Source organism: Pseudoclavibacter sp. VKM Ac-2888 (assembly GCF_015351285.1).
Classification (GTDB): domain Bacteria; phylum Actinomycetota; class Actinomycetes; order Actinomycetales; family Microbacteriaceae; genus Pseudoclavibacter.
Genome location: NZ_JADKSM010000001.1, coordinates 1,993,733 through 2,008,020, shown reverse-complemented (window position 1 = coordinate 2,008,020; position 14,288 = coordinate 1,993,733). Strand labels below are relative to the sequence as shown.

The 14,288-nt window shown below is 69.3% G+C and carries 14 protein-coding genes; 8 read left to right on the top strand and 6 right to left on the bottom strand.

All coding sequences use genetic code 11. The features are described from left to right. Positions 1-6: 6 nt before the first annotated feature. On the top strand, positions 7-1,623 hold the full coding sequence (locus ITJ61_RS09470) for an aminotransferase class I/II-fold pyridoxal phosphate-dependent enzyme (RefSeq protein WP_194686039.1): 1,617 nt from the start codon (positions 7-9) through the stop codon (positions 1,621-1,623). Positions 1,624-1,775: 152 nt separating this feature from the next. Here the strand turns inward: ITJ61_RS09470 and ITJ61_RS09465 are convergent, their stop codons facing one another. Together ITJ61_RS09465 and ITJ61_RS09460 are read right to left on the bottom strand one after the other, a co-directional pair. Continuing rightward, complete coding sequence (locus ITJ61_RS09465; RefSeq protein WP_104240210.1) at positions 1,776-2,306, bottom strand: GNAT family N-acetyltransferase; 531 nt, start codon at positions 2,304-2,306, stop codon at positions 1,776-1,778. Positions 2,307-2,393: 87 nt separating this feature from the next. Further along, positions 2,394-3,425, bottom strand: a complete 1,032-nt coding sequence (locus ITJ61_RS09460; RefSeq protein WP_258063012.1) for a LacI family DNA-binding transcriptional regulator — start codon at positions 3,423-3,425, stop codon at positions 2,394-2,396. A gap of 131 nt (positions 3,426-3,556) precedes the next feature. Between ITJ61_RS09460 and ITJ61_RS09455 the strand changes: the two genes are divergently transcribed. The 5 genes from ITJ61_RS09455 (at position 3,557) to ITJ61_RS09435 (ending at position 9,086) form a co-directional block, all read left to right on the top strand. Further along, positions 3,557-4,783, top strand: a complete 1,227-nt coding sequence (locus ITJ61_RS09455) for a Gfo/Idh/MocA family protein (protein WP_194686038.1) — start codon at positions 3,557-3,559, stop codon at positions 4,781-4,783. Between the two features lies 1 nt (position 4,784). After that, positions 4,785-5,777 (top strand): Gfo/Idh/MocA family oxidoreductase, encoded by a 993-nt coding sequence (locus tag ITJ61_RS09450; RefSeq protein WP_194686037.1) that lies wholly within the window; start codon positions 4,785-4,787, stop codon positions 5,775-5,777. A gap of 282 nt (positions 5,778-6,059) precedes the next feature. Beyond that, positions 6,060-7,037 (top strand): substrate-binding domain-containing protein, encoded by a 978-nt coding sequence (locus tag ITJ61_RS09445; RefSeq protein ID WP_104298270.1) that lies wholly within the window; start codon positions 6,060-6,062, stop codon positions 7,035-7,037. A gap of 67 nt (positions 7,038-7,104) precedes the next feature. Continuing rightward, a complete protein-coding gene (locus ITJ61_RS09440; protein WP_194686036.1) occupies positions 7,105-8,187 on the top strand; it encodes an ABC transporter permease in 1,083 nt (360 codons plus the stop codon). Continuing rightward, entirely contained in the window at positions 8,187-9,086 is a 900-nt protein-coding gene (locus ITJ61_RS09435; RefSeq protein ID WP_194686035.1) for an ATP-binding cassette domain-containing protein, read from the top strand. Before ITJ61_RS09440 ends, ITJ61_RS09435 begins: the two co-directional genes overlap by 1 nt. Before the next feature lie 95 nt (positions 9,087-9,181). Here the strand turns inward: ITJ61_RS09435 and ITJ61_RS09430 are convergent, their stop codons facing one another. After that, on the bottom strand, positions 9,182-9,583 hold the full coding sequence (locus ITJ61_RS09430) for a YccF domain-containing protein (RefSeq protein ID WP_194686034.1): 402 nt from the start codon (positions 9,581-9,583) through the stop codon (positions 9,182-9,184). A gap of 160 nt (positions 9,584-9,743) precedes the next feature. Between ITJ61_RS09430 and ITJ61_RS09425 the strand changes: the two genes are divergently transcribed. Then, complete coding sequence (locus tag ITJ61_RS09425) at positions 9,744-10,244, top strand: heme-degrading domain-containing protein (protein ID WP_104298157.1); 501 nt, start codon at positions 9,744-9,746, stop codon at positions 10,242-10,244. 187 nt (positions 10,245-10,431) lie between these two features. Here ITJ61_RS09425 and recQ read toward each other — a convergent pair whose 3' ends face one another. The 3 genes from recQ to ITJ61_RS09410 all read right to left on the bottom strand — a co-directional run bounded on the left by recQ (position 10,432) and on the right by ITJ61_RS09410 (position 13,093). Continuing rightward, positions 10,432-12,315, bottom strand: coding sequence for a DNA helicase RecQ (gene recQ, locus ITJ61_RS09420; protein ID WP_228496641.1), 1,884 nt, complete (start codon positions 12,313-12,315; stop codon positions 10,432-10,434). A gap of 91 nt (positions 12,316-12,406) precedes the next feature. After that, complete coding sequence (locus ITJ61_RS09415; RefSeq protein WP_104342558.1) at positions 12,407-12,634, bottom strand: hypothetical protein; 228 nt, start codon at positions 12,632-12,634, stop codon at positions 12,407-12,409. Between the two features lie 156 nt (positions 12,635-12,790). Next, positions 12,791-13,093 carry a rhodanese-like domain-containing protein gene (locus tag ITJ61_RS09410; RefSeq protein WP_104240217.1) on the bottom strand — a complete coding sequence of 101 codons (303 nt, stop codon included), beginning with the start codon at positions 13,091-13,093 and terminating at the stop codon, positions 12,791-12,793. A 266-nt stretch (positions 13,094-13,359) separates the two neighbouring features. Here ITJ61_RS09410 and efeU point away from each other — a divergent pair, with 266 nt between their 5' ends. Next, a complete protein-coding gene (gene efeU, locus ITJ61_RS09405) occupies positions 13,360-14,268 on the top strand; it encodes an iron uptake transporter permease EfeU (RefSeq protein ID WP_194686033.1) in 909 nt (302 codons plus the stop codon). Positions 14,269-14,288: the final 20 nt, after the last annotated feature.

Here is a 14,288-nt window from a genome sequence, read left to right as displayed (position 1 = left end):
AGGGGGATGACGCACGCACCTGAGTTCCCCACGTTCGCCCTCGACGACGCAGCGGGCGCCTTCGGCGGAGCTGCGGCGAATGCGAGCGTGGACGTGCAGGGGCAGAGCCCGCTGGACGCGAGTGGCGCGAGCCGCGAGACGGCCGGCGCCCCCTACGCGGCGGCACTCGCGATGCACGCCGCCCGCGACTCGACGGCCTTCCTGGTCCCGGGTCACGGCGCCGACGCCAGCGGCCTCGGCCTCGGGCAGGCCGAGTACTTCGGCGAGCGCGTCCTCGAACTCGACGTGACGCCCCTGCTCGACGGCATCGACCTCGGTGACGGCTCGCCCCGCGAGCAGGCCGAGCGGCTCGCCGCCGACGCGTGGGGCGCATCCAGGACCTGGTTCCTGACCGGCGGCTCCTCGATGGGCAACCGCATGGCCGCGCTCGCGGCCAGGGGGCTGGGCGAGGGGGTGCTCATGCAGCGCAGCGCCCACTCGAGCTTCGTCGACGGCATCATCCTCGGCGGCTCCTCGCCGAGCTTCGTGCTGCCGGAGGTCGACCTCGAGCACGGCATCGCCCACGGCGTCACCCCCGACTCGGTCGCCGAAGCGCTCGCCGAGCGGCAGGCGTCCGGCGGCGGTGACGTTGCGGCCATCTACATCGTGTCCCCGAGCTACTTCGGCGCGGTCGCCGATGTCGCCGGCATCGCCGAGGTCGCACACGAGGCCGGCGCCGCGCTCATCGTCGACGCCGCCTGGGGTGCCCACTTCGGCTTCCTTCCCGAGCTTCCGGACTCCCCGGTTCGGCTCGGCGCCGACCTCGTCGTGACGAGCACCCACAAGCTCACGTCCTCGCTCTCGCAGAGCGCGCTCGTCCACCTCGGGCACGGGCCCATCGCGCGAGCCCTCGAGCCGCACGTCGAGCGCGCCCACCGCATGACCGCATCCACGAGCGAGAGCTCCTTGCTGCTCGCATCGCTCGACCTCGACCGTCGTGACCTCGTCGAGCGCCGCGACCTGCTCGAGGAGTCGCACGCTGCCGTGCTTGCCGCCAGGGCGATGTTCCGCGCCGACGGCCGCTTCCCGGTGGCCTCCGACGCGTTCGGGGGCTTCCCGTCGACCGTCGCGATCGACCCCTTCCGCATCCCGCTCGACATCCGTGCGACTGGCCTCGATGGGCACACCGTGCGGCTGCGGCTCGCCCGCGAATACGGCGTGATGGTCGAGATGGCGACCGTCAGCTGCATCGTCGCGGTCATCGGCATCGGCAAGACGCCGGATACGCGCGTCCTGCTCGACGCGCTCGCCGAGATCGCGGCAGGCGCCGCCGACTCGCGGTCCGCGGATGCGGCGGGCGACTCGGCCTCCTCGATCCCGCCCATGCCGGGGCCAGGGGCCATGCGCATCCGCCCCCGCGCCGCATACCTCGCTGACGCCGAGACGGTGTCGTTCTCGGATGCGGTCGGGCGCATCTCCGCCGACTCGCTCGCCGCCTACCCGCCAGGGATCCCGAACGTCCTCCCCGGTGAGGAGATCACGCTCGAGGTCGTCGAGTTCCTCCGCGCCTCGGCGGCGGCGGGGAGCCACGTGCGCGGTGCCGTGGACTCGGCAGTCTCCGCGTTCCGCGTCGTCGTCGAGTAGCGGGGCAGCGTCGCGCTGGCGCTCCGGCGCGAGCGGTTCGGCGCTCTCGTGACCAACTTCAGTGCGGAATCGCTGCTCAGTGGTTCCGGGGCGCGTGGTGGGGCCGTTTTTGCACTGATGTTGGTCAGGCGGGGTTTCGTCTTGGCTCGGAGTCAGGTGCGTCCGGCGTCGGCCGGTGTGCCGTCGTCGAGGATGAGCTGCAGGAAGACCACGTCGAGCCAGCGGCCGAACTTCGTGCCGACCTGGTCGAGGCGGCCCGCGTGCACGAAGCCGAGGCGCTCGTGCAGGCTGATCGAGGTCACGTTCGCCGCGTCGATGGCGGCCACCATGACGTGCTTGCCCGCATCTCGGGCGCGGCCGATGAGCGCGAGCGTGAGGGCCTTCCCGAGTCCGCGCCCGCGGGCCTCGCCGCGCACGTAGACGGAGTGCTCGACCGTGTGCCGGTAGCCGGAGAAGGTGCGGAAGTCGCCGTAGCTCGCGTAGCCGAGCACCGCATCCGATTCATCGACGGCGACGAGCACGGGCAGGCCGGCTGAGGTGCGCCCCGCGAACCAGGAGCGACGGTCGTCGTCGTCGACCGTCTCGGCGTTCCAGTTGACGGTCGTCGTCAGCACGTCCTCGTTGTAGATCGCGGTGATCGCGGGGATGTCGTCGACGGTGGCATCGCGGATGATCGGGGTCACCCGGCCAGTATCCCGCAGGGTCGCGCCCCCGCGCCTCGGCGAGCCCGGGTCGATGCCTCGATGCCGATGCCTCGATGCCTCCGCGGCTCAGGCCGGGGCGCTGCCCGTCGACCCGCGCACCGCGAGGCTCGTGACCACCCGCTGCACCCGCTGGAGCTGCACGGGGTGCTGCATCCGTTCGAGCAGGAACGTGCCCGCCTGCACGCCGATCGCGAAGTTGCCTGTGTCGACGGACGTGAGGGAGACGACCTGGAACCTCGCGAGCGGGGAGTTGTCGTAGCCGGCGACGGAGAGGTCGGCGGGGACACGGAGGCCGAGGGTGTCGGCGACCGAGAGCACGCCGATGGCGGAGGCGTCGTTGAAGGCGAAGATCGCGGTGACGCGTTCGGCGGCCGAGCGGCTGAGGAGGCGGGCTGCTGCGGCATGTGCGCTCTCCTCGCTCATGCCTCCTGCGTCGACGACGGCGCTCGAGGCGACGCCTGCTTCCGTCATGGCGCGCAGGAACCCCTGCTCGCGCAGTCGGCTGATGCGACCTGGGCCCTGCAGGTACGCGATGCGGGTGTGGCCGAGGTCGAGGAGGTGGCGGGTCACCTGGTGCGCGCCCGCCTCGTCGTCGTTGGTGACGACGTCGACGGAGGGCAGCTCGGGGTCGAGGGTGCCGGCGAGTACGGTGGGAATGTCGTCGGCGATGCGTGCGATGGCATCGGCCTCGGAGGTGGTGCCGATGACGACGATGCCGTCGACGCCCTGCTGCGTGAGGGTCTGCAGCGAGCTGCGCCCGACGCGCTGGTCGGTGCGGCTGTCGGCGAGGAGGGTCGCGTAGCCGGAGGCGTGGAGCGTGGCGGAGACCCCTTCGAGGAGTTCGACGAACCAGGGGTTGCGGAGGTCGTTGACGATGAGTCCGACGGTCTTCGTCTTGGTGCGGGCGAGGCCTCGAGCGTGCGCGTTCGGCCGGTAGCCGAGCTCGGCGATCGCAGCGAGCACTGCCTGGCGTCTCGCGTCGCTCACGTGCGGTGCGTCGCGCAGGACCAGCGAGACGAGGGATTTGGAGACGCCGGCCTGCTCGGCGACGTCACGGATCGTGACTGGTGCCGCGGGGGACTTCGGGGTCTCGCTCACGAGGTCGCCTCCGTGCTCTGCATCTGGTCGCCACCAGCGTATGGCCTTTCCCGGCATCGTGTGGAACTATTTGCATCGATCCATATTTGTCCAATAGTGGCAAGGCAGAGCAGACGAGCACCGAGGGTGACATGAGCAGACAGAACGCGCGCCGGCTGAGCGCAGGAATGGTCGGTGGCGGCATCGGTGCCGACATCGGCAAGACGCACCGATTCGGGATGCGGCTGGACGACCGATACTCCCTCGACGCCGGGGTCTTCGGCCGCGACCGCGAGCAGTCGGCCGAGGTGGCCGCATCGCTCGGAGTCGCCCCGGAACGCAGCTACGCGAGCTACCAGGAGATGGCGGAGGTCGAGGCGACGAGGGCGGACGGTGTCGACGTCGTCATCGTCGCGACGCCGAACGACACCCACTTCGAGGTGGCCAAGGCGTTCCTCGAGCGCGGCATCCACGTCGTGTGCGAGAAGCCGCTCACGCAGGACTCCGCGACCGCGCGCGAGCTCGTCGAGCTGGCGGCCGCGAGCGGAGCGATCCTCGCCGTGCCCCATTGCTACGCGGCTTACCCGATGGTGCGCGAGGCCGCCCGAATGGTCAGCGACGGACGCCTGGGGCGCCTCACCTTCGTCGACGTCGAGCACGCCTCCGGGTGGGCCGCGACGCCGCTGGAGCTGACCGGCCACAAGCAGGCGAGCTGGCGCACGGACCCCGACATCGCCGGCTTCCCGAGCGTGGTCGGGGACCTCGGCACGCACGCCTACCACCTCGCCCGCTACGTCACGGGCCTCGAGGTCGAGCAGGTCTCCGCCCAGTTGCACACGCTCGTGCCGGGACGCAGGGTCTTCGACAACGCGACGGTCGCGCTCAGGCTCGTCGACGACACCCCCGGCCGTCTCTGGGCGAGCATGGCCGCGACGGGGCACAACCACGGGCTGCGCATCCGGGTGTTCGGCGACGAGGGCAGCCTCGAGTGGCAGCACGAGGACCCGCACCACCTCACCTTCCAGGATCTGGAGGGGACGACGACGATCTTCACGCACGGCCTCGCGTCGCTCTCCGAGGACTCCGCGAGGCTCACGAGGGTCGGGCTCGGGCACCCCGAGGGGTTCCTCGAGGCGTTCGGCAACTTCTACCGCGACCTCGCCGACGAGCTCGAGGCGCGCCGGGACGCGCGAGGCTCGACGGTCCGCGAGCTGTCGTTCCCGACGGGCATCGATGGTCTCATCGGGGTGCAGTTCGTGGAGGCCGTCGCGGCCTCGCACGCGGCGGATGGGGCGTGGACCGTGCCCGCGAGCGTCGCCGACCGCGATGCCGAGGTGGCTGCGGCCGACGCCGAGCTCCGGGAAGCCGGAGGGAAGTGACATGCAGCGTTTCGCCCTCATCGGCGCCGGGTTCATCGGCGCCGTCCACGCCCAGAGTCTCGCGGCCAACCCGGACGTCGACTTCCGATTCGTCTACGACGTCGACCGGGCCAGGGCCGAGAAGCTGGCTGCCTCGCACGGTGCCGCCGCGGCGTCCTCGCTCGAGCAGCTCTTCGATGCGTCAGAGGTCGACGCGGTGCTCATCGCGTCGTCCACGAACAAGCATGCCGATCATCTGCGGCTCGCGGCCGATGCCGGTGTCGCGGCGCTCTGCGAGAAGCCCATCGATCTCGATCTGGAGCGCGCTCGCGAGACGGTCGAGTACGTCGAGGAATCCGGCATCATCGCCATGGTCGACTTCAACCGACGCTTCGACCGCGACTACGCCGAGCTGAAGCGCACCGTGGATGCCGGGGAGATCGGCACCGTCGAGCTGCTGCAGCTCTCGAGTCGCGGCCCCTCCATGCCGCCGCTCGAGTACATCGCGGTCTCGGGCGGGCAGATGCGCGACCAGACGGTGCACTTCTTCGACCTCGCGACGTGGATCACGGGACTCGACGCCGTCGCGGTGTACGCGGCGGGCAGCGCGCTCGCGGAGCCGAGGGTCGCCGAGTACGGCGACGTCGATACGTCGATCGCGACCGTGCGGCTCGCGAATGGTGCGCTCGTGCAGATCGACAGCATCCGTCGCTCGGGGTACGGCTACGACGAGCGCATCGAGGTGTTCGGCTCGGAGGGGCTCGTCGAGGCGAAGCGGCACCCCGCAGGTCAGGTCGCGAGGTACGGCAAGGGCGTCGTCGTCGGGTCGGGGATGCACGCCGGCTGGTTCGAGCGCGTGCAGCCCACGTACGCGGCCGCGCTCGCGGAGTTCGTCGCGGCGCTCGAGGGTGGTCACGCGCCGTCACCGTCGCTGCGGGATGCGCTACGGGCCCAGGCGATCGCGGAGGCCGCGACGCGGTCGCTCGCGAGTGGGCGTGAGGAGCCGGTGGAGTAGGGGGTCACCTCCGCTCTCCGGGTGGGCGGTCGCTCCGCGATCGCCCACCTTCTCGCGTCGTGACGAAGCTGAGATGGACGCGTCACAAAAAAGTATTTGCTTAATACACCTGTTGAGCTATTGTCATGACAAGTCAGTGACGTGCTCGTCGCTCTCGGACAAGGATGACCGAGCGAGCACACGTGGGTTCCTCAAGACGCCGTCCCCAGCGGCTGTCCTGTCGAGCGTCCAACTGGCGTCATCACGGCATTCAAAGGAGTTTTCGTGAAGAAGAAACGTCTCATGTTCGGCCTGGCAGCACTCGCAATGGTGCCGGTCTTCGCGCTCACCGCCTGCTCCTCCGCAGGCGGACGCGACACCGGAACGGCCGAAGACCCCGCGGTCGCGGGCGTCGCAGACACGCCCTCCATCAAGATCGCGATGATCACGCACGCCGCCCCGGGAGACACCTTCTGGGACATCGTTCGGAAGGGCGCCGAGACCGCGGCGGCGAAGGACAACGTCGAACTGCTCTATTCCTCCGACCCGCAGGCCCCGAACCAGGCCCAGCTCATCCAACAGGCGATCGACCAGGGCGTCGACGGCATCGCCGTCACGATCGCCAAGGGCGACGCACTCGAAGACTCCATCAAGGCCGCCGTCGACGCCGGTATCCCCGTGGTCGCATTCAACGGCGGAAGCAAGGAGGCCTTCGAATTCGGTGCCTTCACCTACATCGGCCAGGACGAAGTGGTTGCAGGCCAGGCCGCTGGCGACAAGATCACCGAGCTCGGCTACACGAAGCCCCTCTGCATCATCCAGGAGCAGGGCCACGTCGGCCTCGAAGCCCGCTGCGCCGGCATCAAGGAGAAGGTGCCAGCCACCGAGATCCTGTACGTGACCGGCACGGACATGACGCAGGTCAAGTCGACCATCTCCGCCAAGCTCCAGTCGACGCCGGACACCGACGTCGTCATCGGACTCGGCGCTCCGTTCACGCTCACGGCGATCGATTCGGTCGCCGAGACCGGCTCCAGCGCCAAGGTCGCGTCCTTCGACCTCAACGCAGACCTCGCGCAGGCGATCGTCGACGGCGACGTCGCGTTCACCGTCGATCAGCAGCCCTACCTGCAGGGATACATGGCAGTCGACTCGCTCTGGCTGCAGAACAACGGCGAGTTCGCCCTCGGTGGCGGCAAGCCCGTGCTCACCGGCCCGACGATCATCGACGAGAGCAACGCGGCCGTTGTCCTCGAAGAGGCCAAGAAGGGTATCCGCTAACCAGCGAGCCACGGTCGGGATGGCTGCGAGCCGCGGCCATCCCGACCTCTCACAAGGAAGTGCAGTCATGGTTCACACCGCAACACCAACTTCAGCATCGCCCCGAACACCCGCCACCGGCCCCGTATCCTCGAGCGCCGACGAGCGTGTCGGCAGACGCTCGCCGCTGTCGGTCATCCTCGGTCGGCCCGAGATGGGCGCCGTCGTCGGCGCCATCGTCGTGTTCGTCTTCTTCGCGATCGCGGCGCCCGTCTTCACCCAGGTCACCTCCCTCGCGACCGTCCTCTACGGCGCCTCCACGATCGGCATCATGGCGGTCGGCGTCTCCCTCCTCATGATCGGCGGCGAGTTCGACCTCTCCGCCGGTGTCGCCGTCATCTCCTCGGCGCTCACCGCGTCCCTCTTCAGCTGGTACTTCGCCACCAACGTGTGGGTGGGCGTGCTCATGGGCCTCGTCTTCGCCCTCGTCGTCGGCTTCATCAACGGCTGGCTGCTCATCAAGACCAAGCTGCCGTCGTTCATCGTGACGCTCGCGTCGTTCCTCATGCTGACGGGGCTCAACCTCGGCATCACTCGACTCGTCGGCGGCGGTGTCTCCAGCCCCGCCATCGCGGACATGGACGGCTTCGCATCGGCCAAGGCGATCTTTGCCAGCGAGATCCCCGTCTTCGGCGTCAACGTGAACGTCACCGTCTTCATCTGGATCGCGCTGGTGCTCGTCGCCACGTTCATCCTGATGCGCACCAAGATCGGCAACTGGATCTTCGCCGTCGGCGGCGACGAGAACGCGGCCCGCGCGGTCGGCGTGCCCGTCACGGCGACCAAGATCGGCCTCTTCATGGGCGTCGGGTTCTGCGCCTGGATCCTGGGCATGCACAACCTGTTCGCCTTCAACGTGGTCCAGTCGGGCGAGGGTATCGGCAATGAGTTCCTCTACATCATCGCGGCCGTCATCGGCGGCTGCCTCCTCACCGGCGGCTACGGCTCGGCGATCGGCGGCGCGATCGGTGCCCTCATCTTCGGCATGGCCAACAAGGGCATCGTCTACGCCCAGTGGAACCCGGACTGGTTCAAGTTCTTCCTCGGCCTCATGCTCCTGCTGGCCACGATCGTGAACCTCGTCGTCAAGAAGAGGGCGGAGCAGAAGTGATGACAACGAACCAGACAGCAGCCGCGGACGTGCAGCAGCATGACCGCCTCGAGCAGGGCACGCACCTCATCTCGCTCCGGGATGCGGGCAAGCGGTACGGCAACATCCTCGCCCTGCAGAACGTCGACATGGACGTCGACCCGGGACGCGTCACGTGCGTGCTCGGCGACAACGGTGCCGGCAAGTCGACGCTCATCAAGATCATCGCGGGACGCCACGAGCACACCGACGGCGAGTTCCTCATCGAGGGCGAGTCGGTGCACCTCAAGTCGCCGCGCGAGGCCCTCGAGCGGGGCATCGCGGCCGTCTACCAGGACCTCGCGGTCGTGCCGCTCATGCCCATCTGGCGCAACTTCTTCCTCGGCTCCGAGCTCACGAAGGGCTTCGGCCCCTTCAAGAGCCTCGACGTCGACCAGATGAAGGCCATCACCAAGAAGGAGCTGCTCGACATGGGCATCGACCTTCGCGACGTCGACCAGCCCATCGGCCAGCTCTCCGGCGGCGAGCGGCAGTGCGTCGCGATCGCCCGCGCCGTGTACTTCGGGGCGAAGGCGCTCATCCTCGACGAGCCGACCGCCGCCCTCGGCGTCAAGCAGTCGGGCGTCGTGCTGCGCTACATCCTCGCAGCCCGCGACCGCGGGCTCGGCGTGATCTTCATCACCCACAACCCGCACCACGCGTTCCCCGTCGGCGACAGCTTCCTGCTCCTCAAGCGCGGCAAGTCGATCGGCTACTACGACAAGGCCGACATCACCCTCGACGAGCTCACGGCCCAGATGGCCGGCGGCGCCGAACTCGAAGAGCTCGCCCACGAGCTCGAACAGCTCGGCGGCTACACGCAGGACATCGCCGTCATCCGCGAAGTGGAGGACGACATCCCGGACGTGCCCGTGAAGTAAGCGCGCGCATCCACCGCGAGACGCCGCTAGCAGCGCGCGGAACGGCCGGCACCCTCAGTTGGGTGCCGGCCGTTCCTTGCGCTCGGCGAGACCCGTCAGCGCCGCGGGCTGCCGAACGGGCCGTTGTCACGGTCGACGACTTCCTTGCCGAGGGGCGAGAGGGAGATCGGGATCATCTTGAAGTCGGCGATGCCCATTGGGATGCCGATGATCGTGACGCACAGTGCGACGCCAGAGACGATGTGGCCGATCGCGAGCCACCAGCCCGCGAGGACGAACCAGATGACGTTGCCGATGAACGAGAACGCGCCGGCGTCGGCTCGCGAGACGACGTCGCGTCCGAAGGGCCAGAGCGCGTAGAGGCCGATGCGGAACGAGGCGATCGCCCACGGGATGGTGACGATCGGGATGCACAGCAGCACGCCCGCGAGGACGTAGCCGCAGAAGAGCCAGAACCCCGAGAGGAGGAGCCAGATGATGTTGAGGAGAGTGCGCATGCGAACAGCCTGCCGGAACTCGCGATGTATCGCGTCATACCGGAGGGTGAAATCGATCATGTTCTTATGTCATGACAAATGAGGCTTCGAGGGTTATGCTCGCTTGCAGGCACGTAGGCGTGCCCCAGCACTCCACTCATTCCGCACACCGAGGTGAACCATGAGCTCCGCCCCCACTCCGCCATACGTCGGCCTGCCCGTCGACGACATCCTCCAGCTCCTGCGCGCCGAAGAGCGGGAGCTCGACTTCCCGAGCTTCACGCTCGAGGATGCCTGGCAGGTCGGCACGTGGCTGCGCCACGAGTCGCTCGTTCGCGGGCACAGCGTCGCCGTCTCCATCGTCCTGGGCGGGCAGCGGGCGTTCCACGCGGCGACCCCCGGCTCCGCGGCGCTCAACGACGCGTGGCTAGCCCGCAAGTTCCGGGTTGTCGAGCACTTCGGCCACTCGACCCTTGCGGTCCGGTACACCTATCAGGCGAACGGCGAGGACTTTGCCGCCGACTCGCTGCTCGACCCGCGCGAGTACGCCGCTGCCGGCGGCGCCTTCCCCATCCGCATCGGGGGAACGCTCGCCGGTGCCGTCGGCGTGAGCGGCCTCGAGATGCACGAGGACCACGCGCTGGTCGTCGAAGCGCTGCGCGTGCACCGAGTGCTCTCCTAGCCGCCAGGCAACAGGACGCTGACTGACCTGCGGTCCGTGCCCCCCCGCCCCCGCTCAACGTCTGCGGAGGCTGGCTTCCGGCGACGCCGATGGGTTCTCGGGGCGCTCGTGCTGGGTTTCGGTGACCGGTGATGGGTTTTATCCCATCACGGTCACTGAAACCCATCACGGTTCGAGGTCGGCGGCGCTACTGCTCCGCGATGGCGTCGAGCACGTCGTCGGCGTAGCGCTCCAGCTTCGCCGCGCCGACGCCTGAGATCGCCGCGAGCTGCGCGTGCTGGCGCGGCTTCACCTCGGCGATGGCCGCGAGCGTCGCATCCGTGAACACGATGTACGCCGGCACGCCCTGCTCCTTCGCCGTCTCCGCCCGCCAGGCACGCAGCCGCTCGAACACCTCGCGCTGCGATTCGGTGAGGGCCGCGGCCGCCGCGCTGCCGCCGCCGGAGCGGCCCGAGTACTCGCCGCGCGAGCGTCGCCCGCTCGAGCCGGGCGCCTTCGGGGGCTCCTTGCGGAACATGAGCTGACGCTCGCCGCGCAGCACCGGGGCGGCCTCGCTGGTGAGCGCGAGCACGCCGTACTCGCCGCGCACCGCGAGCACGCCCGCCGCGAGCAGCTGGCGCACGACCCCGCGCCATTCCGTGTCGCCCAGGTCTTTGCCGATGCCGAACGTGGAGAGCTCGTCGTGCTTCCACTGCGTGACCTTGTCGGTGGTCTTCCCCGTGAGGATGTCGATGAGCTGGCCGGCGCCGAACGCCTGGCCGTTGCGCTCCCTGTCGAGCCGCAGCACCGTCGAGAGCAGCTTCTGCGCGGGAATCGTGCCGTCCCACGAGTCTGGAGGTGAGATGCACGTGTCGCAGTTGCCGCACGGCTCGCTCAGCTGCCCGAAGTAGGCGAGGAGCTGCACGCGGCGACACGTGACCGTCTCGCAGAGCGCGAGCATGGCGTCGAGGTGCTGGCTCTGCGCGCGCTTGCGCTGCGCGTCGCCATCGCCTTCGGCGATCATGCGCCGCTGCTGCACCACGTCCTGGAGTCCGTAGGCGAGCCACGCGGTCGAGGGGAGCCCGTCGCGTCCGGCGCGACCTGTCTCCTGGTAGTAGCCCTCGATGCTCTTCGGCAGGTCGAGGTGGGCGACGAAGCGCACATCGGGCTTGTCGATGCCCATGCCGAACGCGATCGTCGCGACCATGACGACCCCATCCTCGCGCAGGAACTTCGACTGGTGCCTCGCCCGCGTCTCGGCGGGCATGCCGGCGTGGTAGCCGAGGGCATTCACGCCCTGCCCACGCAGCCACTCCGAGATGTTCTCGACCGACTTGCGGCTCAGGCAGTAGACGACGCCCGCATCGCCCGCGTGCTCCTCCTGGATGAGGCGCAGCAGTTGCGCCTTCGGGGTCTGCTTGGGGGAGACGCGGTACTGGATGTTGGGGCGGTCGAAGCTCGCGACGAACACCTTCGCGTCGTCGAGCGCTAGCCGCTCGACGATCTCCTGCCGCGTCTCGCTCGTCGCGGTCGCCGTCAGCGCGATGCGCGGAACCCCGGGCCACCGCTCGGCGATCATCGACAGGTTCAGGTAGTCGGGTCGGAAGTCGTGACCCCACTGCGCGACGCAGTGCGCCTCGTCGATGGCGAACAGCGAGATGTTCGTGCGGCTGAGGAGGTCGGCTGCGACGGGCAGACGTTCCGGCGCCAGGTAGATGAGGTCGAGCTCGCCCGCCAGCAGCTGACGCTCGACGTCGCGGCGCTCGTCGATGGACTGCGTGGAGTTGAGGAAGGCCGCCCGAACGCCGAGCTGCTCAAGTGCCCCGACCTGGTCGTGCATGAGCGCGATGAGCGGCGAGATGACGACGCCGGTGCCCTCGCGGACCAGCGCGGGCACCTGGTAGCAGAGGCTCTTCCCGCCACCGGTCGGCATGAGCACGACGGCATCGTCGCCGGCGCACAGCCGCTCGATGATCTGCGCCTGGTCGCCGCGGAAGTCGTCGTAGCCGAAGACCTCCCTGAGCACCGTCTGCGCGCGCTGGAGCAGGGTCCCTGATGGAGCGGGGGCATCTGTCTCGTGCGTTGCGACCATGCAAGCAACCCTAGGCGCGACCTCGGACATCCGCTCGGTCATCCACAGGCGCGATCGCTCCATGCGCTCAGCAGCGAGCGATGACTCGGTGCTACCCCGCGGCGCGGATGCGGGACGCGGGCGGGTAGTACCGGAAGCCCGGGATGAAGAGCGGAGGCGGTTGGACGGCTGGCTGGCGCCGCGGCAGCGTGTGGCCGAAGGGATCTGCCTGCGCCGCCCGGTGCTGCTGCTCGGCCTGCCGCTGCGCCTCGGTGTTCGGCTGCGAGGCCAGCCGGTTCGGGGCGTCGCGGGTGCGCGCAGGACGCCGTGGACTGTTCACGCTCCACTCCCATCGCCGGTGGATCTGGGGCGCCGTGGCGCCCCAGTCGAGGTGGCCCCACGCTAGCGAGAATCGTCGCGCGGCACACCCGAGAGGACGGGGAGAACTCCCCGTCGCCGTTCGGTACTCGGCGGTGAGCGCTCCTCGCTGCTCGCGTCAGCCGCGCTCGACCGTGTGGCCGGCGCCCGCCCACTCCGACATGCCGCCGAGCACGTTGACGACCGGCTTGTCCTGCTGCTCGAGGTAGGCAGTGGCTCGCTCGCTGCGCACACCAGCCGCGCAGATCAGGTAGACCGGGCCGTCATCCGGCACCTCGTCTGCGCGCTCCACGAGTTCGCTGAGCGGCACGTTGCTGGCCCAGGGGATGCGCACGGCCGAGAATTCGTCCGGCTCGCGGACGTCGATGACCGTGGCCTGCTCGCCGAGCGCCGCGAGCTGGGTGATGTCGATGGTCTGCACGAATGCTCCTCCTGAACTGGCTGATGCCCGACGGTGGCGCGGGCCGCTGCCCACGGTACTTGAGTCGTCTCGGTGGGACCTTCCGCCCCGTTCCAGCCCGATCGTGGCGGGTGCGCGATCCTCGGTATCGGGGACTTGGCAATTCGCCGAGGACGGGTGTATCTTCACGAAAGGTAAGCCTTACCTGGCCTACCGCGCATGGACGCCTGGGCTATGGCTGGCCCTCACGCCCGCCAGCCCGTACCCCCTCACGCCCAGGAACCAACATGCTCGGCTCTCTGCTCATCGGACTCCGCGAAGGCCTCGAAGCGGCGCTTGTCGTGGGCATCCTCATCGCCTACGCAAGGCGCATCCAGCGTCCCGACATCGTGCGCCGCATCTGGCTCGGCGTCGCCTTCGCGGTCGTCGCGTCGCTCATCCTCGGCGCCGTCCTCACCTTCGGCGCCTACGGGCTCTCCTTCCAGGCGCAGGAGATCATCGGCGGCAGCCTCTCGCTCGTCGCCGTGGCCATGGTCACCTGGATGGTCTTCTGGATGCTCCGAGTCTCCAAGACCCTCAAGCACGAGCTGGAAGGGCAGGTCGACCGGCACCTCGGGGGCAGCGGGTGGGGCATCGTCGCCGTCGCCTTCGTCTCCGTCGCACGCGAGGGGCTCGAGACGGCGCTCTTCGTCTGGTCGACCACCCGCTCGGGCGACGGCTGGGTGCTCGGCTTCCTCGGCGCCATCGTCGGCCTGCTCCTCGCGGTCGGCCTCGCCTGGGGGCTCTTCCGCGGCGTCGTGCGCATCAACCTCTCGACGTTCTTCACGTGGACCGGCGCCATCCTCATCGTCTTCGCCGCCGGCATCGTCGCCTACGCCATCCACGACCTGCAGGAAGCCGCCGTCCTGCCCGGCCCCTTCATCGCGGCGCCGGAGGGCGCATCCGCCGCCGTGCAGGCCTGGTTCGGGGAGAACGCGTGGGCGTTCCGAATCCCAGAGGTCATCCCGCCGGACGGGCTCCTCGGGGCGCTCCTCAAGGGCACCATCGGCTTCACGCCCGAGATGACGAAGCTCGAGATCCTCGCCTACTTCGCCTACCTGATCCCGACAGCCGCGCTCTTCGTCGTCCGCACGCGCTCCGGCCGCCGCCAATCGACCCCCACATCACCTCAGCCCGCGGCGACCGCCGCACGCTGAGCACCGACCTCAGCACCCGC